Raw genomic sequence first — 21,451 nt, forward strand, 5'->3', positions numbered from 1 at the left:
AAGAAGTTATACCAAAAGAATTTATAATTCATCTATTTAAATTTTAATTCATCCTGTCTAAATAGAAATAATTAATTTTTGTCTGACTCATTATAGAGATTTTCCTATTTTTGACGCCAACATAGTTTACTTTTTTCTTAGTATTTTTCAAAAAACTCTATGAACGAAACATTACTTCTTTTCATTTTAGCAATTATTGGGTTTATAGCAGGAGTAATTAACACTATTGCTGGTGGCGGCTCTTTACTTACCTTACCTATGTTAATTTTTATGGGACTCCCTCCTGCCGTTGCTAACGGTACAAATCGTATTGGGGTTTTCATTCAATCTATCTCTTCGATTGCTGGTTTTAGGAGTAAAGGAATCAAACCAGGTTCTTTTGGAATTTACCTGGGAATATCTGCTCTTATTGGATCATTGATTGGGGCCCAGATTGCAATTGACATCAAAGGGGATACATTTAATAAAATCCTTGCAATTGTAATGGTTATCGTAGTCCTTTTTATGGTTTTTAAACCTAAAGTAAACCTTCAAAATGTAATAGAAAGGACACATGGTAAACATCTTTGGATATCTATTCTCGCTTTTTTCTTTATTGGAGTCTACGGTGGGTTTATCCAGGCAGGTGTAGGGATATTTATCTTATTAGCATTAACCTCTATAAATTACCTAAACCTTGTTACATCAAATGCTGTCAAAGTATTGGTAGTTTTTATTTACACCATTGGAGCATTAGCTATTTTTGCATATAATAATCAGATCGATTACCTATATGGTTTTGTTCTTGCTATAGGAAACGCTACGGGTGGATGGATTGCTAGTAGATGGTCTGTTAAAAAAGGGGATGGTTTGGTTAAAGTATTTTTGATCATTATGGTTATTGCTATGGCGATTAAATTATGGATAGATAATTAACCCAAAATCTCTAAAAACAAAAAAAGCTAAAAGAGAAGTTACCAACATGTAATCAATAGTATACTCCCACCCCGCTTTGCTTTACACTCTATCACAATACATTACACAAAAACTAACCTATAGCAATTACTTTATCTACTCAGCATAATACTACCTATTTCACATATCTCGCCCATTATTCTTATCTTTTAGATCTAATAAACACAAAAATCATCATCATATGAAACTTTCCCCCGTATTCATTGCCTTGGTATGTCTTATTTTTTTGAACTGTAAATCGCAAAAAAATGAAGATACCGAAGAAAGCAATGAAACCATTACCGAGGCTCCCCAAGAAATACCAAAAAAACCAATAAGTGATATTACTATCGACCCAATAATCCACGCTACAACTATTTTAGAATGGAAAAAGAAAACTATTTATATAGATCCGGCAGGAGGAGCCAAAGCTTTTAAAGATAAGAAACTTGCAGATCTGGTTCTCATCACAGATATACATGGCGATCATATGGATATTGAAACTTTGGATAGCCTGGATTTATCAAACGCCGAAATTATTGCTCCCCAGGCAGTAGCTGAAAAACTTCCTGCACAATATACGGATCACCTGATTATTCTTAATAACGGAGAAACAAAAGAGGTGCAAGGCATATCTATTGAGGCTGTCCCTATGTACAATCTAAGAGAAGAGGCTTTAAAATTTCATGATAAAGGTAGAGGCAATGGCTACATAATCACTTTAGGAAAGAAACGGCTCTATTTTTCGGGAGATACAGAAGATATTCCTGAAATGAGAGCATTACAATACATAGATATGGCATTTGTATGCATGAATCTACCATATACTATGACAGTAGAAAGTGCTGCGAGTGCTGTGCTTGAATTTAAACCTAAACAAGTATATCCATATCATTATCGAGGAACCGAGGGATTAAGTGATGTTGTAAAGTTTAAAGAACTAGTGTCAAAAAACCCAGATATAGAAGTAATTCAATTAGACTGGTATCCCAACAACACTAAATAGTTTTAGCATCGTTTGGGCTAATAAATAATCTAACATTAAAAAGGTCTGCAATACATGCAGACCTTTTTAATTATTTATATATGATTATAAAAAATCATTACATTAGTATAGTAACTATATTTTTTTCACTCTAACCGCATTCATTCCTTTCTGACCACGCTCAAGCTCAAAAGATACTTTATCATTTTCTTTTATCTCTTGCATCAATCCATTCACATGCACAAAATATCGCTCTTGAGTTTCTTCGTCATTAATAAAACCATATCCCTTAGAATCATTAAAAAATGCAACTTTCCCTTTTCTTACCGGGTCAAATTCTTCTTTTTCTCTTTTAGGAACTCCGATTTCAATATTCTCTGCTTTGATTTTCTTCTTTTTGGTTGGATCTGGTGGTGTATCGGTGATATATCCATTTTCATCAACATAAGCAATCATGCTATCCAATCCATTACCTTTGTTAGAGTTAGCTCTACGCTCCTCTTTCTTTTTCTGCTTTTCTTCTCTCTTTTTTAACTTCTTTTTCTCTTTTTCAATTTTACTAAAAGTCTGTTGTGATTTTGCCATTCGCTCTTTATACTGTTTTTTATTAAACCTATTTTTTAACCTAAAATACGGAGGTTGTCATTGAAATACTAAACGAATGATTGGAAAATAGCAATTTCTAAGATTGATTTACCGAATAATTTACCCAGTGGTTGCAATAACATATACACCTGATATATAAATATCAATGTATTGAAATTTCTACAAAGATAAGTTTTCATTTTTAATTTCAGAAAAGTATTTGCCTGATTCATGGTTCTATATGAAATTTAGGCTTTGATAAAACTAAATTCGTAAATTCGAAAACTCGTTTTTTCACCTCTAGAACAGCAATCTCTATAACTTTTGAATGGAAAACAATACCGATAAACAAAATCATAAACATTTCTCTATTTATAAACCTTATGGCTATTTAAGCCAGTTTATTAATAACGGACAAAAACAAAATTCAAAGAAACTATTAGGAGAGTTATATGATTTTCCAGAAGGAATAATGGCTATTGGACGATTAGATGAAAAATCCGAAGGACTATTATTACTCACTACAGATGGAAAAACAAGTAACCACATCTGCAGTGGTAAAGTAGAAAAAGAATACTATGCCCAGGTAAATGGAGACATCACTATAGATGCAATTGAATTATTAAGAAAAGGAGTGGAAATCGGTTTTGAAGGAAAAAAATACATCACTACCCCCTGTAAAGCTTCTAAATTAGCAACTACTCCCAAATTCCCTGAAAGACCAAAAAAAATACGTGATGATAGACACGGGCCGACCAGTTGGATCTCTATCACATTACAAGAAGGAAAATTTCGTCAAGTACGAAAAATGACATCGGCTGTTGGTTTCCCCACATTGCGATTAGTACGCGTACGAGTTGGTACTATCAATTTGGATGCAATGGAAGCTGGGGAAGTAAAAGAATTATACACTTTATAAATACACGCTATAAAGTAAAAGCAAAACATCTACAAGAATGATATTCTAAAAAGAGTACATAAATATTATTGTAATAGAATTAAAATCTTTTAATACGAAATAAAAAAGATTAATATTCTTATTTTATTATCTAATTTAGAATATTAACCTGATACATGTAATTTTGAGCAAATTATTAAGCCTATTATGAAATTACATACTACAGAACAACAGCAACTTGAAGAATTATATTATAGTATCAAAAGTACAACACAAAACTTTTTAGGATACCCAGTTTCAAAAGATTTCGATTATTCAGAATTAATGCCATTTCTTCAGTTTCCTTTAAATAATTTAGGAGATCCATTTAGCGAATCTACATATCGTGTAGATTCGAGAGCTATGGAACGTGAAGTTGTAAATTTCTTTGCAGGGTTATTTAGAGCTCATGAAAATGATATTTGGGGATATGTAACCAATGGTGGCTCTGAAGGAAATCTATACAGTCTTTATGTAGCGAGAGAGTTATATCCAAAAGGAATGGTTTATTTTTCTGAAGCTACACATTATAGTATTCAAAAAAATGTAACCCTACTCAATATCAATCATGTAATTGTAAAATCACTTCCAAACGGTGAGATGGATTATAACGATTTAAAAGAAGCTATTGGCTACAACAGACATAGGCCAGCAATAGTAGTTGCAAATATTGGTACTACAATGACTGAAGCTAAAGACAATACCAAAAAAATTAAAGGAATTTTGAAAGATATGGCTATAGAGAAACATTACATTCATGCAGATGCTGCTTTGGCAGGTGGTTTTGCTCCGTTCGTTACTCCACGGCCTCAATTTGATTTTGAAGATGGTATAGATAGCATCTCAATCAGTGGACATAAGTTTATAGGGTCTCCAATGCCATCGGGTGTAGTTATTGTAAAAAAAGATAATAGAGATCGAATTGCAAGAAGAATAGCATACATAGGTAGTTCTGATGCTACTATAACCGGATCAAGAAATGGACATACTCCGTTATTTTTATGGTATGCGATAAAAAAATTAGGAATCGAAGGGTTCAAAAAACGTACAGAACATAGTTTGGCTGTGGCTTCTTACACAGAAAGTAAACTAAAAAACCTTGGAATTGAAGCCTGGAGAAACCCCAATGCCATTACTATAATTTTCCCTGCTCCTAGTCCTAAAATTATAAATAAATGGCAATTAGCAACAGAAAATGGGCAATCTCATATCATTTGCATGCCCAATGTATCTTATGAGCAAATTGATAACTTTATAGCAGATATGGAAGTTGAAATGTGCGCTATCTAATATAAAATTGAATCATGTGATTATAACATAATAGAATGGGGTATTACAAATTGTAATGATTATTTCATAAATAAACATACGATTTTATGGTATTTTCGTCAATGAATTTGTGTAAAAGTATGTTGTCATTTCTTATATAGAATATCCCATTCACTATTTAATATAATTCAACAATACTTTCCTATATTAAAATGATTTATCATTGCAAGTACCACCGCCATATGCGGTGGTATTCTGTTTTTATATTATTTTTGCGCCAGCTAAAAAATACAGCTTTAAAATTTTTCTTTGATTAGAATAGCTAACATGAAATAGCAAAATAGAATGTATACATTATGAATAAGTTGCAGCATATAGAAAATGAACTTTTTGATTTAAGAGCACAATTACAAAATCACAAGCTCTATAAAAATTTAGATCATATTAATGATATAAAAATATTTATGGAAAACCATGTTTTTGCAGTTTGGGATTTCATGTCTTTATTAAAAGCAATACAGGTTAAATTAACTAACACCACTACTCCTTGGACCCCAAGGAAAAACCCTGTATTATCAAGATTTATAAATGAAATAGTACATGCAGAAGAAAGTGATATTAATGAATTAGGAGAACCCAAAAGTCATTTTGAAATGTATTTAGATGCCATGAAACAGATAAAAGCTGATACGTCCAAAATTGATTCGTTAATTGATTTAATTGAATCCGGAAATGATGTTAATGACGCATTAAGCCAATTACATATTGATCAACACGTAATAGGTTTTGTTAAGTTTTCTTTCGAAATTATAGAAACAGGAGAACCTCATCGTATTGCATCTGCATTCACTTTTGGTAGAGAGGATGTAATTCCTGATATGTTTATTGAAATATTGAAAAAATCCGACTCAGAAAATAAACTATATAACAAACTAACATACTACCTAGAAAGACATATCGAACTTGATGGTGATGAACATGGGCCGCTTTCATTAGAAATGATTTCTCAATTATGTGGAAATGATTCAAAAAAGTGGGAAGAAGCTTTGCAAGTCGCCAAGAGATCATTAATTCAAAGAATTAGGTTATGGGATTGCATTTCTGATTTAATCGAAAATAAAAAGCTTATACACAGTACCTAAAACAATAAAACAAAAGTCTTACATTTAAATATAAGGCTTTTGTTTTTCTATATTGATTACGGTCTTAAAGAATCATTTTTATGATAAAAAACACACTATTCATTCAATAACCGCTGAAACTCTTCAAGATAAAGACCAATATGGTATCCATCCATAAGTCCATGATGTACATTAATAGCAATTGGTAAACTTAATCTACCGTTTTCTTTGGTATATCTTCCAAAAGAAATTTTAGGAACACTATCCTTAAACTGAAAATGCCTAGCATGTGTAAGTCCAGTAAAATTATACCAGGGAATAGATGAATAATGAATAGTATCTATACGCTTGGCATTATCTGTATGTCGTAATCCTGTACTTTTTTTAACAGCTTCAATTTCTTGTTGCGCTTTATTACAAAACATATCAAAATCATCATCATACTCCATAAATGAAAATCCAAATGTATGATCTTCTCTACCTATAGTTGGTGATGCATGAATTTTATCATATACAAACACTTGATTATCCTCTATACGATATCTAAATGCTTCAATTGCATTTGCAGCATGAAGGGATTTGTATAAATAAAACAAAAAATAAGGATACCCCAGATCTTCTATTTTTTGGTATCCTAATGTAAAATCTACAGTTGTTGTTATCCCAAAAAATGGTTCATCAAAACTACCAAAAAAGTCAAAATGTTCTTTTCTGTTCCAAGTAGTAAGATCTAGTTTTGTTTTCATTTTTATAATATTTGCAATAACTCGCTAGCCTTTGCAAAACTTCTAAAATTTGGGTGATCAATTTTATCATCGACCATTTCATGTACCCAGGTAGTATGAAACGGAATATGAAATGCATGTGCTCCAATATTTAAAACCGGTAGGACATCAGATTTTAAAGAGTTACCTACCATTAAAAATTCATCTTCGGTAATATCCAGATGTTTTACTAGTTTTTTATATTGTTTTTCTGTTTTATCAGAAACAATTTCAATGTGATGAAAATAATTTTCCAGTCCTGATTTTATGAGTTTTCGTTCCTGGTCTAACAAATCTCCTTTAGTTGCCATTACAAGGCGATACTTCTTAGATAACTGATCTAATGTTTTATCAATTCCATCAATCAGTTCTATGGGTTCCCGAAGCATTTCTTTTCCTTTTTCTATCAGCTTTTGCACCAAATCAATCGTCATATTTCCATTAGAAATTTTTATAGCTGCTTCTATTAACGAAAGTGTAAAAGGTTTGATCCCATAACCATATAATGGTAGGTTTTGCATTTCAACATCAAAAAGTAATTTATTTGCTTCTTCTTTGGATAAGTACTCTTCTAACAAAGTACAAAACTCATCCTCTGCTTTTCTAAAAAAAGTCTCATTTACCCAGAGCGTATCGTCTGCATCAAAAGCAATTACTTTAATCTTTTTTAAAGGCATACTATCTTACCAGTTTTTTATACTTAATACGTTTTGGCATTAAATCACCACCTAAACGTTTCTTTTTATTTTCTTCGTAATCAGAGAAACTTCCTTCGAAGAAATATACCTGCGAATCTCCTTCAAAAGCTAAAATATGAGTACAAACTCTATCTAGGAACCAACGGTCGTGAGAAATTACAACGGCACATCCGGCAAAGTTTTCCAACCCTTCCTCTAGAGCTCGTAACGTGTTTACATCAAGATCATTAGTGGGCTCATCTAGAAGTAATACATTACCCTCTTCTTTTAAGGTCATTGCCAGGTGCAATCGGTTACGTTCACCTCCAGAAAGAGCAGATACCATTTTGTTTTGTTCGCTTCCGCTAAAATTAAAACGACTCAGATATGCTCTGGAATTCACTTGCCTTCCTCCCATTGTGACTAGCTCTTGTTCATCACTAAAGTTTTGCCAAATCGTCTTATCGGGATCGATATTACTATGACTTTGATCTACATAAGCGATCTTAGCAGTGTCCCCAACAGCAAAGCTACCTTTATCTGGTTGCTCTTCTCCCATTATCATTTTAAATATAGTGGTCTTACCAGCTCCGTTTGGACCAATAATACCAACAATACCTGCCTGAGGAAGATTAAAATTTAAATCTTCATACAACAACTTATCATCAAAAGCCTTACTTACTCCTGTAGCTTCGATTACATTAGTTCCTAATCTAGGACCATTCGGGATATAAATTTCAAGCTTTTCATCCACTTGTTTTTGATCCTGACTAAGCAATTTATCATAGTTACTTAAACGTGCTTTTTGTTTTGCCTGACGGCCTTTTGGAGCCATACGAACCCATTCTAACTCTCGTTCTAAAGTCTTTTGACGTTTAGAAGCTTGTTTTTGTTCTTGTGCTAGTCGTTTCGATTTTTGATCTAACCATGAAGAATAATTTCCTTTCCAGGGGATACCCTCTCCTCTATCAAGTTCTAATATCCATCCTGCAGCATTATCCAAAAAGTACCTGTCGTGAGTTACAGCAATCACAGTACCTTTATATTGTTGTAGGTGGTGCTCTAACCAATGAACTGACTCTGCATCTAAGTGGTTAGTAGGTTCATCTAATAATAAAACATCTGGTTCTTGTAATAAGAGACGACAAAGAGCTACCCTTCTACGTTCACCACCAGACAGTACTCCAATTTTCTTATCAGATTCTGGAGTACGAAGTGCATCCATAGCTATTTCTAGCTTGGTATCCAGCTCCCATGCATTACTGGCATCAATCTGATCCTGCAGGTTAGCTTGTTTATCCATAAGTTCCTGCATTTTATCAGGATTCTCATAGACCTCTGGTAAACCAAACATATCATTGATCTTATTATACTCGTCTAAAATGGCAACAGTTTCTGCCACTCCTTCCTTTACTACTTCTAATACAGTTTTTTCAGGATCCAGTTTTGGTTCTTGTTCTAACAAACCAACTGTATATCCAGGAGCAAATACAACATCGCCCTGATAGTTTTTATCTATTCCTGCTATAATCTTAAGTAAAGTAGATTTTCCAGAACCATTAAGTCCCAGGATACCTATTTTAGCTCCATAAAAAAAGCTGAGATATATGTTTTTGAGAACCGGAGTATTTGCACTTTTGTACGTTTTACTCACTCCGGACATCGAAAAGATTACTTTTTTATCGTCTGACATAAGCCCTTAATTGTTATTTTTGATTGTATAGTTATAAGAGTTAAACTCTTCCTTTTAATGCATTAAAAACCCAGGCAATTGCAAAAAAGCCCACTCCAACAGCCGCAAAACCATATCCCGATACATCTCTATATCTAAAAGCTCCTAATGCAATAAGTGCTAAACCAACTATTATCATTATAAAAGTTGCCCAAGCCAACACTGTATTTTTATTCATTCCCATAAATTATTTTTTTAGTTTAGTACGGTTACTCATGTTTTTATATATAAGCAAGTGCAAATATCGGTATTTTATCGTCAAAACACAGGTTTTTATAGAGTTGTTAAGACAAAAAAACAGTTTACCTATTGTGCTACAGCAAATTAAGAATTTACTTTTGTTCAAAAACAGATCTTCAAGGGTTGAGTATCAACTATAAAACATGATTCATAGTATTATCAATAACACATATCATCATTTTCTGATTCTAAATGATGATACTACATTGATACAAACAAACGTTGTTACCAAATTATTTGACTGCCACCCAATTCAATCATGAAACAATGGAATCTCTAATTATAGATTTAGCAACACCCCCATTAAACCATTAAAAAACAACAGATTAAACAATTTAAAAAACATTATTTTAAAAACGAAATAATAGCACAGTTTAAATTGACTTTCTATCATTCATAAAATCTACGTTTTTTGTATTTTCGTGCAAACAATACACACAATACACGCAATGGATATAAACTTCAACAAAAACGAAGATCACAATAAACTTTTAGTATCAGAATTACGACAGCGACTGGCTAAAGTAAAATTAGGAGGAGGCGAAAAACGTATCGAAAAACTGCATGCCAAAGGCAAAATGACCGCAAGAGAAAGAATCGATTATTTATTGGACAAAGATTCTAAATCTATAGAAATTGGCGCTTTTGCAGGAGAGGATATGTATCAAGATCATGGAGGATGTCCTAGTGGTGGTGTAGTTGTTAAGATTGGGTATGTAAGTGGAAAACAATGTATTGTTGTTGCAAATGATGCAACAGTAAAAGCTGGTGCCTGGTTTCCTATTACAGGAAAGAAAAATTTAAGAGCTCAGGAATTATCTATTGAAAACAAATTACCAATCATCTATCTTGTAGATAGCGCGGGAGTATATTTACCAATGCAAGATGAAATCTTTCCTGATAAAGAACATTTCGGGAGAATATTTCGTAATAATGCGGTAATGAGTAGTATGGGAATCGTTCAAATTTCTGCTGTTATGGGAAGTTGCGTTGCTGGAGGTGCATATCTACCTATCATGAGTGATGAAGCATTGATTGTAGATAAAACAGGTAGTATATTTCTTGCCGGAAGTTATTTGGTAAAGGCAGCTATCGGAGAAAGTATTGATAATGAAACTCTGGGTGGTGCTACCACTCATTGTGAAATTTCTGGAGTAACTGATTATAAATCTAAAGATGATGCAGATGCTCTAAATACCATTAAAAATATAATGTCAAAAATTGGGGATTTTGAAAAAGCTGGTTTTAATCGTAGCAAACCTGTTTCTCCAAAAGAAAATCAGGATGATATCTATGGTATCTTACCAAAAGCCAGAAATGAACAATATGACATGATGGAAATCATCAATCGACTAGTAGATGATTCTGATTTTGAAGAATACAAAGCCGGATATGGACAAACTATTCTAACTGGGTATGCGCGTATCGATGGCTGGGCTGTAGGTATTGTAGCAAATCAACGTAAAATTGTAAAGACTAAGAAAGGAGAAATGCAATTTGGAGGAGTCATCTATTCTGACTCGGCAGATAAAGCAACACGGTTTATTGCCAATTGTAATCAAAAGAAAATACCATTGGTATTTCTACAGGATGTAACTGGATTTATGGTGGGTAGCAAAAGTGAACATGGTGGTATCATTAAAGATGGTGCAAAAATGGTAAATGCCGTAAGTAACAGTGTAGTGCCAAAATTCACAATCGTAATTGGTAATTCTTATGGTGCTGGTAATTATGCAATGTGCGGTAAAGCATATGATCCAAGATTAATTGCTGCGTGGCCAAGTGCCGAATTAGCAGTAATGGGAGGTTCGCAGGCAGCAAAAGTATTATTACAAATAGAAACTGCTTCTTTAAAAAAGAAAGGGGAACAATTATCTGAAGAAGATGAGAAAGCTTTGTTTAATAAAATAAAAGCGAGATATGACAGACAGACTTCTCCATATTATGCTGCTGCACGTATCTGGACAGATGCCATTATCGATCCACTAGATACCAGAAAATGGGTTTCTATGGGTATAGAAGCTGCAGATCATTCTCCAATCGAAAAGAAATTTAATTTAGGAATAATTCAGGTATAAAATTAAAATATCATCTCGCATCTAATAATCATTTTATAGATTAATAAGTAAACCCTAATTATTAAGTAATTAGGGTTTACTTATTAATGAAATTTGTATTCAGTATCTTTATTCATCTATTTACAGACAATAAAACTCATTCATTATGAAAGTATATGTCAACACCTTATATCCAATATTGATACTGAGTTTTATTTTTCTATCAAGTTGCCAAACTGTTAAAAAAGTTTCTTTTGAAACCCCAGTAGACACTACTACTAAAAAAATTAATTTTCAAACTAAGCAAACCTATGAATTAAAAGATACAGGTGTATATGCCAGTAATGAATTTGATGGAGCTCGCCTTAATGGGTTTAGACAAATAAACGACAGTACCGCTGCTGTAATTATAAGCCCAGAAAATACTCCTATCAACAAAAGTGCTTATTATGCTTTTAAAACATGGGCAAATACATCCAAATATTTTTATTTTAAATTTCAATATACAGAAGGGCATAAACACAGGTATTTTCCTCGGCTAAAAGTAAATGGTCGGTGGAGAAGTATAGATTCAACTAATGTATATGAAATTGGAGAAAGTACTACGATTAAAGTAAAATTAGAAAAGACTCCTCTAGTAATAGCTTCACAAGAAATACAATCATCTAATGATGTTAAAAACTGGTATACAACATTAATCAAAGGAAAAGAGAGTTATGTAAATCTTAGTATTTTTGGAGCTTCAAAATTAGGCAGAAACTTACCTGTTTTAGATATCTATAAAGGTAAGCCTGAAAACAGAGATCTTATCGTTTTACTAACCCGTCAGCATCCTCCTGAAGTTACCGGTTATTTTGCCTTTCAGCACTTTGTACAAACCATATTAGATGATTCTGAGCTTTCTGATAAGTTTTTAAATAGATACCGGGTATTGGCTTTTCCAATTATGAATCCTGATGGTGTAGATCTGGGGCACTGGAGACATAATGCTGGTGGTGTTGATACTAATCGAGATTGGTCTGCATACCGACAGCCCGAAATTAGACAAACTGTACAATTTATTACCGAAACACTAAAAAACCATAATTCTAAATTAATTCTGGGCTTAGATTTTCATTCTACCTGGTATGATATATTTTATACAAATCAAATACGAAAAGGCACTACTCTCCCCCATTTTGTAGAAAATTGGTTTACTGCATTAGAAAATAATATCCCTGACTATGTTGTAAACGAAAAACCAGGAAACAGCAAGAAACCTGTTTCTAAAGGGTGGTTTCTATATGGGCATAATGCTACAGGTGTAACTTATGAAATAGGTGATGATACTCCAAGAGATAAAATAAAAGTGATCGGTACGGTTACTGCCGAACAAATGATGAGGATTTTGGTAGGTAAATGATTCTACAACTAAACTTTTCAACTATCTATTTTCTTTTTGGTATAGTTATCAATTCTGTCTGTCTGTCGTTAACATATTTAAAACCAGAAGTTCCCCAAAATCCTGCTTCTTCGAGCATAATACGGATATCTTTTTTCCATTCTGGGAGTGTTACTGTAGTATTCAATTCAATAGCATAAACCGTATTTTCATACAAGAGATAATCTCCTGTTCCCGGTACTCCACCTTGTGCATCCCACATTCCTATTGTTGGACCTGCAGAATGCCCATACAACCCTAATGGATGTGTGTATATTGATGGCTTAAGTCCTTCGGCTTTTCCCTGTTCCAGGGATTTCAATAAAATCTCATTTCCGGTCTTACCGGTCTTAAAATTAGATGTAAAAATATCCTGTACTTTATTTCCGTCTGCAAAAGCCTTTGTTAAAAACTCTGGCGGTGATGTTTCTTCATTTTTTAGAATATAAGCATGTTGCTGGCAATCTGTATTTAGCCGTAAATACGTAATCCCAAAATCACAATGAATTAAATCTCCCGGTCGAATCGTTTTATCTTTTGGTCGATCAGAAAAGGAAACAATATGGTTTTGTAATGCTTCTCCCGAACGTTGAATATCTACTGTAGGATGAAACCAGGTTTTTAATCCCATATCGGTTACCTTTTGTCTTAGCCACCATACTACATCATCTGTAGTAGTAGTTCCTGGTTGTATAACCGATGTACTAAATGCTTCTTCTATAATAGCATGAGTGATCTTTACCAACTCTTTATATATTTCCATTTCCTGTTTGGTACGTGTTTCTATCCACGCTATTGATAATTTCTCGGCCGAGGAAACCCTTGGTTTATATTCTTCTGGCAGCACCTTCATAAACTCATCATAATCTGTTTTTACGACACCATCCAAAATTCCAAAATCCTTAGAATAATTAATCCCAATTTTTTTAGGATCTCTTTTTGAAATGATATCCACTAGTGCTTTCCATTGATCTGGTTGTTTATCTTTATCCCATTCAGAATCAATATTTTTTCCCACATTGTATCGGGCTACAGCCAGTTTTTCTATTGTATTCTTGGCTTTATCTCTATAAAAAACCAAGATAGTTCTTCTTCTGGCGTTTAACCAGGTTGAAGGTAGCATTGTTTTAAGTACCGGATCTTCATTGTATTCTCTTGAAATCAATATCCACATATCAAACTCTGTACGATCCATTAATTGAGGCAAAAGATTATCGAATCGATCTTTTAAAACCATATCAATTGCAGCGGCTCTTTCTCTTTCTTTAAGGATTTGAGATTGAATTGTAGTACTTAGGAAAAGTGAAATTATAATAAAAAAGTTTTTCATTGTTATGATTAGTGTGAGGCAATTAATTATATAATTGAAATAAAAATATCACAAAAAAAGACACCTGCAAAACAATACAGATGTCTCTTTCTAACTTTAACAATACCTTTTGATTACCTTACAATCCCTGGTAGCTGTTCATGAGTCTTATAAACTCTGCTTTATATCCCTGATTGTCATTCTCTTTATTTGTTTCGGCTAAAGATATTATGTCTTTAATATTTTGGTTTTTAATATATTTTGAATCTCTTAATATCATTCCAAACCAAGCGACTGAAGCTGCAAAATTAAAATCTTGTGAAGCGGAAGTTTTGGAATCTGTATATAAAACATGAACCATTTCTATACTCTTTTTCTCTTGTGGTTTTTTATATCTAAACTTAACGGTTAATAACTCATCTCCATATTCTTTATTAATTGTTGAACTGGTATATTTTAGATCAGCAATTTCTTTGATATACTTGCTTTTTACTCCTACAGGAATTACCTCATACAATGCAGTCACTGTATGCCCACTCCCCAGCTCTCCTGCATCTTTGGTATCATCTATAAAATCTTCATCTGCCAAAAGTCTATTTTCATACCCTATCAATCGATATGCCTGTACTTTACTAGGGTTAAACTCAACCTGAATCTTCACATCTTTAGCTATTGTATATAAAGTACCGCCGAATTCTTTTCCCAATACTCTTTGTGCTTCTTGCATGGTATCAATATATGCATGGTTACCATTACCAGTATCTGCCAATGTTTCTAACTTACTATCTTTATAGTTCCCCATCCCAAATCCTAAACATGTTAAAAATACATCGGATTTTCGTTTTTCTTCAATCATTTTTTTCATGTCTTTATCACTACTAATCCCTACATTAAAATCACCATCTGTAGCTAGAATAACCCTATTATTGCCATTTTTTATAAAATTGTCTTTGGCTATTTTATATGCCAGTCTTATTCCTTCTCCTCCTGCTGTTGATCCTCCCGCCTCAAGGTTTTGCAGCGCTTGGTTAATTTCATGCTTATTAGCGCCAGATGTTGGTTTAAGCACCATTCCTGCTGCTCCAGCATATACTACAATAGAAACTTTGTCTTTTTCCCGTAATTGATTCACCAAAAGTTTAAAAGCTTTCTTAAGTAGCGGTAACTTGTTACTGTTACTCATTGATCCTGATACATCAATTAGGAACACAAGATTCGACGCAGGAATTTCATGCTGAGGAATCTCTTTTCCTTTTAATCCAATCTTAACCAATTGTGTCTTTGTATTCCAAGGAGTTGAGGCATATTCGGTATGAATTGCAAAAGGATGTTCGTCTTTGGGTTGTTCGTATTGATAATTAAAATAATTGATCATTTCTTCTATTTTAACAGCATCGGCAGGAACTTTAACTCCTGTATTAATCATTCTTCGAATATTACTATAAGATGCTTTATCTACATCAATAGAGAAGGTAGAAAGAGGAGACATCTGAACTCTTTTAAAATCATTCTCAACAATTTCTCTATATGACTCATCATTTTGTACTTTATAATTACCAGAATGTGTTGTAATTACAATACACCCATGTTTAGCCTTAGCTCCATAAACCGAAGCTCCTTTTTTATTTTTAAGCACTTCTATCTTTGCAATTTTTGAAGGATCTATTGCTTTTACCACGGCTATATCTTTATTATCAATAGGAACTCCATCTACCACATACAACGGTTGCTTTGTACCTGAAACCGAACTTACTCCTCGAACTTTTAATGCATTACCGGTACTAAAAACTTGTACTCCCGACGATTTGTTCATACGTCTTTGCTTATGTTTTCTTCCTCTCCTTCTTGGTCTATTACTAGATACAGCATAACTCATCGATTTTCTTACTCTATTTGACCCATATGCGGTGACTATAACTTCTTCTAATTCTGCCGAAGAAGGAATCAATTTAATATGCATAAAAGCAGAGGTAGCAGTTACTTTTTCTTCTGCGGTTTCGAATCCCACATAAGAAAACAGTAGTGTATCTCCAATATTCGCCATAATAGAGTAATTACCGTCAAAATCTGTTTGCGTACCGTTAGCATCACCTTTTACTAAGATATTAACCCCTGGTAATGGTAGACTTTGGTCATCGGTTACTTTTCCTGTAATTTTTATCTGTTGCGCATTCGTAATTCCTATGGTAAGAAAAACAAACAAAATATTATATAATAGTCTCATAGTTGATAGTTTTTAATTATGAACTAAAACTATGTGTTCTTATAAGCGATAACAATCAAAAATGAGTGAAGTAGTCTTTTTATTGAGTAAAAAGGAAATATTGGTTTTTATGTTTCCATAAAATGCAACAATGAAGAGTTTATGATTTGAATTTATTGGTAGATACAATTCATGTTTTAATTAGAAAAGAATTACATTTTAAAATTCATGGCCATCTCTACGGTCTGTTTTCTTTGTACTTTTCCATTTTCTGTTCCTATAAATTGAGGTAGAAAATAAATCTCTTTCGGGATTTCGTATTTGTTTAAGGTATTTAGATTTTGTATCCCTTCCTGCAGTGTTAGATATGCAATCTTATCATACTCATGTTCTATGAGTAAGATTACTTTATCACCTAGTGTATCATCAGGAATGCTGGTAACAAAAAAACGATGTCCGATCAATAGTTGTAATTTTATTTCTATCTCTTCTGGATACAGCTTCACCCCGCCACTATTAATTACATTATCATGACGCCCTTTCCACAAAAACTTTTTATATGTTTTCAGTTCTACTACGTCATTGGTAATAATTGTTTCTTCATTTAGCTGTGGAGCCTTAATAATCAAACAATTTCTTGTATCAGTACTTAATGTGATATTAGGTAACGCTTTAAAATAGCGAGCATCTTTTTTATCTTTTTTCTTTGGATTTATTCTTCTTGCAGCAATATGAGAAACTGTTTCTGTCATACCATAGGTTTCAAATATTTTAGTTTTAAAACCCTGAACCAATTCTTTTAAATTTTCTGAAACAGGACCACCACCGACTATTAGTTTTTTAATTAAATGGAGTCTATTAAGAGAGTTATCTAATTGCAAGGGTACCATTGCACAAAAGTCATATTGCTTATATACCGTATCCAAAGGGTTTGTTCTTGGAGGTATCAAATCTATCTTCCACCCCAATACCATAGCTCTTACAAGCATCATTTTTCCAGCAATATAATTTGCAGGAAGGCATAGCAGTGCGGTAGTTCCTTCTTCAGATTTAAAAAATTTTCCGGTTGCTATTGCACTATTGATCATGTGCTGTTTATAAACTTTTATTTTTTTTGGTTTTCCCGTAGAACCAGAAGTTTGCACAACAATATGATCTTTTTCATTTAACCAATCCAACAAAAAACTTCCTGCTTCCTGTTCATAAACCTCACCTTCTTTAATAAAACTATACGCCAAAGACTTTAGTCTTTCCTTATCAAAAGAACTTTTATTTATTGAGAAGCTTTGATGTATTTCGGGTATAGAAAATGTACTCTTAGTTTGCATATTCAAATTTCAATTTTCTAACATACTCATAAGTTATCAATATGTAAAGAGTGTGTTATCTTTTTGTTAGTTATTCTAAAATTCTATCAGATGCTATGTTTCCAAATAGTTTATCTTTCCACCCCGTCCATTTATATTTTTTAGCTAATATGAACAGATAAATAGGATATAATATAATAACTGGAAGTACAATATCAATACCAGCTGAAGGTTCTGATATATCTAAAAATATTGCATTAGTCTGAAAAGCACTCCAGTCTGTTGTAACTAACATTGCAGCCATTATATTATTTGCTGCATGAAAGCCTAGGGCCAATTCCATACCATCGTCCATTAGGGTCATAATACCTAATAAAAGACCAGTCCCTATATAAAATACCATCATAACATAGCCTAGTTTCTCGACTTCTGGATTTAAACCATGAAGTAATCCAAACGTTACAGAAGTTATGATAAGTGGTAACCATTTATTCTTAGCTAAAACACCTATACCTTGCATTAAATATCCTCTAAACAAATACTCTTCAAAACTGGTTTGTAACGGCAACAAGAGTAAAGAAATTAAAGCCAGGATTAAAAACGGAATCATTTCAAAATTAAGCTTATAAATTTCTGGTTCTGTATAATAGCTAATTGCAAAAAACACAAGATTTATAGATGAAACAAGAAAGAATGTAAACCAAATACGTTTCCAATCAATCTTTTTTCTTGTTGTAGTCAATTCTCTAATTTTTTGTTTGTGAAGAAACTTAGCAGCTATAAATAACCCCAATAATCCAGATATAAAACTTATAATCACTAAGGTTAGAAATAGATTAGAATTCATATCTAACGAGGTAAAGTTAGATTCTGCAGCAACCATCAACGTTTGTAAATCACCAGTATTTATAAATGCCCCTATGAATAAAGGGATAATACCAATAAATTGCCAAAAAATAAAAATGATTACTAATCCGATTAAATATCTCCACCAATCATGTTTTATTTTAAGTGCTTGTGCTATATACATATAATCTTAATTTAAATAATTTACGTTCCAGTTTATGTTATTATAATATTTCAAAGTTCCTTGACTAACCACTAATGGTGAATCAAAGTTATTCGTATACAATCCTCCTGTTCCCAAACCTTGGGGCATTTTGCTATTTAAGGTATATGTATACTGTGCAATAGCGTTTAACCCTATGTTGCTCTCTAGTGCGCTGGTAATCCACCACCCTATCCCGTAAGATTCTGCAATATCAATCCATTCTTTGGTTCCCTTAAAACCTCCTACCAAGCTTGGTTTAAGAATAATATATTGTGGTTGTATAGTTTGTAGCAATTTTTTCTTTTCCGTTACATCAAAAACACCTATTAATTCTTCATCTAGCGCTATAGGTAATTGAGTTTCTTTACATAACCTTGCCATTTCTATATGCTGTCCCTGTCGTATAGGTTGTTCTATACTATGCAAATTATAAACAGAAAGGCGTTTTAATTTATCTAAGGCTTCTTCTGGTTTAAAAGCTCCATTAGCATCTACTCTTAATTCAATGCTATCTGAAGAAAAATGAGATCGTATATAGGACAACAAATTTAGTTCTGTTTCAAAATCAATAGCACCAATTTTCATTTTTATACAATCGAACCCATCATCTAATTTTGAGGTAATTTGTTGCCTCATATATTCTTTATCTCCCATCCATATGAGTCCATTGATAGAAATTCGTTCCTCTCCATTAGTAAATGCCGAAGGAAATAATAAAAAGGGAGAATCGCTTTCTAAAGATCTAAAAGCTATCTCTACTCCAAACTGAATACTTGGAAACTCTATAAGTTCTTCCCAAAGTTTATCTACTCCTAAATGAATATTCTCACAGGTCCACCTTAATTTATCCTCATAATCTGGTCGGTCATCTATACTTAATGTTCTTAGAATTCCGCATTCACCTATCCCTTTCTTTGTTCCATCAGAAATCACGATAAACCAGGTTTCTTTGGTTTTTAGAACCCCTCTCGAAGTACCGCTTGGCCTTTTAAACTGAAGGGTATACTTATAATAACTGGCGTCCATTATAATACGATGCTTTCCCCTATACCTAAAAGCATAAGGTCTTTGTTTTTTTCAAAAAACTTTTGCTTGGCTTCATCATGATCAATTTCAATATACCCAAAAGTATCATAATGTACACCTAATATTTTATTACATTCAACAAAATCACTTGCGATAATAGCATCATCCACTCCCATTGTAAAATTATCTCCTATAGGTAAAATAGCAAGATCTAAAGTATTTCTTAATGGAATTAATTTCATGTCCATTGTTAATGCTGTATCTCCAGCAATGTAAATAGTTTTATGTTCTCCTTCAATAATAAATCCTCCTGGTTGCCCTCCATAAGTTCCATCGGCAAAGCTACTGGTATGAATTGCATTTACATATTTTACTTTTCCAAATTCAAAACTCCAGGCCCCTCCATGATTCATAGGGTGCACTTCTATACCCAGATTCTGGTAATATGTAGCAATTTCATAATTCGAGACAATCGTAGCAGTATTTCTTTTAGCTATAGCTTCTGCATCAAGAACATGATCTTGATGCGCATGAGTAAGCAGTATATAATCTGCTTTAATTGTACTCATATCAATTTTATCCTTAGATAATGGATTACCCGAAATAAATGGATCTATAAGAATATTCGTTTCATTGATTTCAATTAATAAAGTATTATGGCCGTAAAAGGTGATTTTCATGTGTGAAAAATTTAAACTTATTATACTATAAATAGATCCTGAGATACAATAGAATATCACAAGGAACTACTATAAATCATCTGTAATTACAGAGTTCGACTAAATTATAAAATCTGCCCCAGACTAAATAAAATAGACAGTAAAAATGTTGTTAAAGCTATTTTTTTAAGTTCGGGATCCAGTAGTTCTGAATCACTGGTTTTGGCTACCTTTAGTATATGAATGAGTAAAGGTATATAAGCAATCAGAAACAAAAAGTTTATGGGAGTTTTATACGTAGCATATAGATACACTAACATTGATAGCATAGCAATAATTAGCAAAGTAAAATGATATGTTCTCGCTCGATTAATTCCTAGTTTTACAACAAGTGTATTTTTACCTGCTTTTTTATCACTATAGTAATCTCTCATATTATTAAGATTTAATACTGTGGCACTTAATAATCCAATAGTGATAGCGGGTAAAAAAACAAGTATATTAAGTTTTTTTGCGAACAAAAAGTAGCATCCAACGACACTAACTAATCCAAAAAAGATAAATACAAAAAGATCTCCTAAGCCTCTATAGCCATATGCAGAACTGCCCATAGTATATTTAATAGCGGCAGCTATAGCAGTAAGTCCTAGTATGAAAAAGAATACAGAATATAAAAAGTTTTCTTTTCCGAAAGAAACATAAATTAAAGCAATGGCAACTCCTAACGTGATTAATGCTGTAAATACTATTCCTCTATACATTTCTTTTTTAGAAATGGCTCCACTTTGCAAAGCTCTTTGTGGCCCTACTCTATCCTCATTATCAGTACCTTTTACCCCATCACCATAATCATTAGCAAAATTGGACAAAATTTGTAGTCCTAATGTAGTAGCAATAGCCAGCCAAAAGATGTTTGTTTCTAAAAAATTTATATAACCTAAAGCCGATCCAACAACTATTCCTGAAACCGATAGTGGTAAAGTTCTTAATCTAGCTGCAGAGATCCATGCTTTGAATTTGGTCATTTTTATAATTTTGACTCCAAAGGAACATTATTTTTATAGAAAAATAAAAATTAATTACATCAATTCTCTACCTTATGGATTTGCAAAAATGCATAACAAATTATAATATCTCTTATTTTTATGAATTTAGTAATTCATCTTCCTCTAATTT

19 protein-coding genes are annotated in these 21,451 nt (G+C 32.7%); 7 read left to right on the forward strand and 12 right to left on the reverse strand.

Annotated features, from left to right (window positions below; all coding sequences use genetic code 11):
- Positions 1 to 159: 159 nt before the first annotated feature.
- Entirely contained in the window at positions 160 to 915 is a 756-nt protein-coding gene (locus tag Z054_RS0107310; RefSeq protein ID WP_024769428.1) for a sulfite exporter TauE/SafE family protein, read from the forward strand.
- A 220-nt stretch (positions 916 to 1,135) separates the two neighbouring features.
- Positions 1,136 to 1,939 (forward strand): MBL fold metallo-hydrolase, encoded by an 804-nt coding sequence (locus Z054_RS0107315; protein ID WP_024769429.1) that lies wholly within the window; start codon positions 1,136 to 1,138, stop codon positions 1,937 to 1,939.
- A 114-nt stretch (positions 1,940 to 2,053) separates the two neighbouring features.
- Here the strand turns inward: Z054_RS0107315 and Z054_RS0107320 are convergent, their stop codons facing one another.
- On the reverse strand, positions 2,054 to 2,503 hold the full coding sequence (locus Z054_RS0107320) for a cold-shock protein (protein WP_024769430.1): 450 nt from the start codon (positions 2,501 to 2,503) through the stop codon (positions 2,054 to 2,056).
- 328 nt (positions 2,504 to 2,831) lie between these two features.
- Between Z054_RS0107320 and Z054_RS0107325 the strand changes: the two genes are divergently transcribed.
- The 3 genes from Z054_RS0107325 to Z054_RS0107335 all read left to right on the forward strand — a co-directional run bounded on the left by Z054_RS0107325 (position 2,832) and on the right by Z054_RS0107335 (position 5,851).
- Entirely contained in the window at positions 2,832 to 3,422 is a 591-nt protein-coding gene (locus Z054_RS0107325; RefSeq protein WP_024769431.1) for a pseudouridine synthase, read from the forward strand.
- A 186-nt stretch (positions 3,423 to 3,608) separates the two neighbouring features.
- Positions 3,609 to 4,730: a histidine decarboxylase gene (locus tag Z054_RS0107330; RefSeq protein ID WP_035090976.1), complete on the forward strand. Its 1,122-nt coding sequence runs from the start codon at positions 3,609 to 3,611 to the stop codon at positions 4,728 to 4,730.
- A gap of 335 nt (positions 4,731 to 5,065) precedes the next feature.
- Positions 5,066 to 5,851: a DUF3050 domain-containing protein gene (locus Z054_RS0107335; RefSeq protein WP_024769433.1), complete on the forward strand. Its 786-nt coding sequence runs from the start codon at positions 5,066 to 5,068 to the stop codon at positions 5,849 to 5,851.
- Positions 5,852 to 5,946: 95 nt separating this feature from the next.
- Here Z054_RS0107335 and Z054_RS0107340 read toward each other — a convergent pair whose 3' ends face one another.
- From Z054_RS0107340 to Z054_RS28045, 4 genes are read right to left on the reverse strand one after another with little or no spacing between them, the layout of a single operon-like run.
- Entirely contained in the window at positions 5,947 to 6,576 is a 630-nt protein-coding gene (locus tag Z054_RS0107340; RefSeq protein WP_024769434.1) for a chloramphenicol acetyltransferase, read from the reverse strand.
- A gap of 2 nt (positions 6,577 to 6,578) precedes the next feature.
- Positions 6,579 to 7,271 (reverse strand): HAD family hydrolase, encoded by a 693-nt coding sequence (locus Z054_RS0107345; RefSeq protein ID WP_024769435.1) that lies wholly within the window; start codon positions 7,269 to 7,271, stop codon positions 6,579 to 6,581.
- A 1-nt stretch (position 7,272) separates the two neighbouring features.
- Positions 7,273 to 8,964, reverse strand: coding sequence for an energy-dependent translational throttle protein EttA (gene ettA, locus Z054_RS0107350; RefSeq protein WP_024769436.1), 1,692 nt, complete (start codon positions 8,962 to 8,964; stop codon positions 7,273 to 7,275).
- 40 nt (positions 8,965 to 9,004) lie between these two features.
- Positions 9,005 to 9,187, reverse strand: a complete 183-nt coding sequence (locus tag Z054_RS28045) for a CAL67264 family membrane protein (protein ID WP_034238511.1) — start codon at positions 9,185 to 9,187, stop codon at positions 9,005 to 9,007.
- 505 nt (positions 9,188 to 9,692) lie between these two features.
- Between Z054_RS28045 and Z054_RS0107360 the strand changes: the two genes are divergently transcribed.
- Both Z054_RS0107360 and Z054_RS0107365 read left to right on the forward strand, forming a co-directional pair.
- Positions 9,693 to 11,321 (forward strand): acyl-CoA carboxylase subunit beta, encoded by a 1,629-nt coding sequence (locus Z054_RS0107360; protein WP_024769437.1) that lies wholly within the window; start codon positions 9,693 to 9,695, stop codon positions 11,319 to 11,321.
- Positions 11,322 to 11,466: 145 nt separating this feature from the next.
- Positions 11,467 to 12,702, forward strand: a complete 1,236-nt coding sequence (locus Z054_RS0107365) for a M14 family metallopeptidase (RefSeq protein WP_024769438.1) — start codon at positions 11,467 to 11,469, stop codon at positions 12,700 to 12,702.
- 25 nt (positions 12,703 to 12,727) lie between these two features.
- Here the strand turns inward: Z054_RS0107365 and Z054_RS0107370 are convergent, their stop codons facing one another.
- The 7 genes from Z054_RS0107370 to menA form a co-directional block, all read right to left on the reverse strand.
- Entirely contained in the window at positions 12,728 to 14,050 is a 1,323-nt protein-coding gene (locus Z054_RS0107370; protein WP_024769439.1) for a M24 family metallopeptidase, read from the reverse strand.
- Between the two features lie 118 nt (positions 14,051 to 14,168).
- On the reverse strand, positions 14,169 to 16,253 hold the full coding sequence (locus Z054_RS0107375; protein WP_024769440.1) for a vWA domain-containing protein: 2,085 nt from the start codon (positions 16,251 to 16,253) through the stop codon (positions 14,169 to 14,171).
- Positions 16,254 to 16,444: 191 nt separating this feature from the next.
- The gene (locus tag Z054_RS0107380) at positions 16,445 to 17,560 is read right to left on the reverse strand and encodes an AMP-binding protein (RefSeq protein ID WP_024769441.1); all 1,116 of its coding nucleotides are present in this window, start codon (positions 17,558 to 17,560) and stop codon (positions 16,445 to 16,447) included.
- 70 nt (positions 17,561 to 17,630) lie between these two features.
- Complete coding sequence (locus Z054_RS0107385; protein ID WP_024769442.1) at positions 17,631 to 18,569, reverse strand: CPBP family intramembrane glutamic endopeptidase; 939 nt, start codon at positions 18,567 to 18,569, stop codon at positions 17,631 to 17,633.
- A gap of 6 nt (positions 18,570 to 18,575) precedes the next feature.
- The gene (locus Z054_RS0107390; protein ID WP_024769443.1) at positions 18,576 to 19,616 is read right to left on the reverse strand and encodes an o-succinylbenzoate synthase; all 1,041 of its coding nucleotides are present in this window, start codon (positions 19,614 to 19,616) and stop codon (positions 18,576 to 18,578) included.
- The gene (locus tag Z054_RS0107395) at positions 19,616 to 20,296 is read right to left on the reverse strand and encodes a metal-dependent hydrolase (RefSeq protein ID WP_024769444.1); all 681 of its coding nucleotides are present in this window, start codon (positions 20,294 to 20,296) and stop codon (positions 19,616 to 19,618) included. The genes Z054_RS0107390 and Z054_RS0107395 overlap by 1 nt, the downstream gene beginning before the upstream one ends.
- A 104-nt stretch (positions 20,297 to 20,400) precedes the next feature.
- Positions 20,401 to 21,300 (reverse strand): 1,4-dihydroxy-2-naphthoate octaprenyltransferase, encoded by a 900-nt coding sequence (gene menA / locus Z054_RS0107400; RefSeq protein WP_024769445.1) that lies wholly within the window; start codon positions 21,298 to 21,300, stop codon positions 20,401 to 20,403.
- Positions 21,301 to 21,451: the final 151 nt, after the last annotated feature.

It is taken from the genome of Aquimarina macrocephali JAMB N27 (assembly GCF_000520995.1).
Taxonomy (GTDB): domain Bacteria; phylum Bacteroidota; class Bacteroidia; order Flavobacteriales; family Flavobacteriaceae; genus Aquimarina; species Aquimarina macrocephali.

Excerpts from the sequence above, each read along its gene's own strand:
- Z054_RS0107370 (WP_024769439.1), bottom strand. The coding sequence starts at position 14,050 with ATGAAAAACTTTTTTATTATAATTTCACTTTTCCTAAGTACTACAATT.
- Z054_RS0107395 (WP_024769444.1), bottom strand. The coding sequence starts at position 20,296 with ATGAAAATCACCTTTTACGGCCATAATACTTTATTAATTGAAATCAAT.
- Z054_RS0107365 (WP_024769438.1), top strand. The coding sequence starts at position 11,467 with ATGAAAGTATATGTCAACACCTTATATCCAATATTGATACTGAGTTTT.
- Z054_RS0107345 (WP_024769435.1), bottom strand. The coding sequence starts at position 7,271 with ATGCCTTTAAAAAAGATTAAAGTAATTGCTTTTGATGCAGACGATACG.
- ettA (WP_024769436.1), bottom strand. The coding sequence starts at position 8,964 with ATGTCAGACGATAAAAAAGTAATCTTTTCGATGTCCGGAGTGAGTAAA.
- Z054_RS28045 (WP_034238511.1), bottom strand. The coding sequence starts at position 9,187 with ATGGGAATGAATAAAAATACAGTGTTGGCTTGGGCAACTTTTATAATG.
- Z054_RS0107320 (WP_024769430.1), bottom strand. The coding sequence starts at position 2,503 with ATGGCAAAATCACAACAGACTTTTAGTAAAATTGAAAAAGAGAAAAAG.
- Z054_RS0107360 (WP_024769437.1), top strand. The coding sequence starts at position 9,693 with ATGGATATAAACTTCAACAAAAACGAAGATCACAATAAACTTTTAGTA.
- Z054_RS0107335 (WP_024769433.1), top strand. The coding sequence starts at position 5,066 with ATGAATAAGTTGCAGCATATAGAAAATGAACTTTTTGATTTAAGAGCA.
- Z054_RS0107315 (WP_024769429.1), top strand. The coding sequence starts at position 1,136 with ATGAAACTTTCCCCCGTATTCATTGCCTTGGTATGTCTTATTTTTTTG.
- menA (WP_024769445.1), bottom strand. The coding sequence starts at position 21,300 with ATGACCAAATTCAAAGCATGGATCTCTGCAGCTAGATTAAGAACTTTA.
- Z054_RS0107325 (WP_024769431.1), top strand. The coding sequence starts at position 2,832 with ATGGAAAACAATACCGATAAACAAAATCATAAACATTTCTCTATTTAT.
- Z054_RS0107380 (WP_024769441.1), bottom strand. The coding sequence starts at position 17,560 with ATGCAAACTAAGAGTACATTTTCTATACCCGAAATACATCAAAGCTTC.
- Z054_RS0107340 (WP_024769434.1), bottom strand. The coding sequence starts at position 6,576 with ATGAAAACAAAACTAGATCTTACTACTTGGAACAGAAAAGAACATTTT.
- Z054_RS0107390 (WP_024769443.1), bottom strand. The coding sequence starts at position 19,616 with ATGGACGCCAGTTATTATAAGTATACCCTTCAGTTTAAAAGGCCAAGC.
- Z054_RS0107375 (WP_024769440.1), bottom strand. The coding sequence starts at position 16,253 with ATGAGACTATTATATAATATTTTGTTTGTTTTTCTTACCATAGGAATT.
- Z054_RS0107310 (WP_024769428.1), top strand. The coding sequence starts at position 160 with ATGAACGAAACATTACTTCTTTTCATTTTAGCAATTATTGGGTTTATA.
- Z054_RS0107330 (WP_035090976.1), top strand. The coding sequence starts at position 3,609 with ATGAAATTACATACTACAGAACAACAGCAACTTGAAGAATTATATTAT.
- Z054_RS0107385 (WP_024769442.1), bottom strand. The coding sequence starts at position 18,569 with ATGTATATAGCACAAGCACTTAAAATAAAACATGATTGGTGGAGATAT.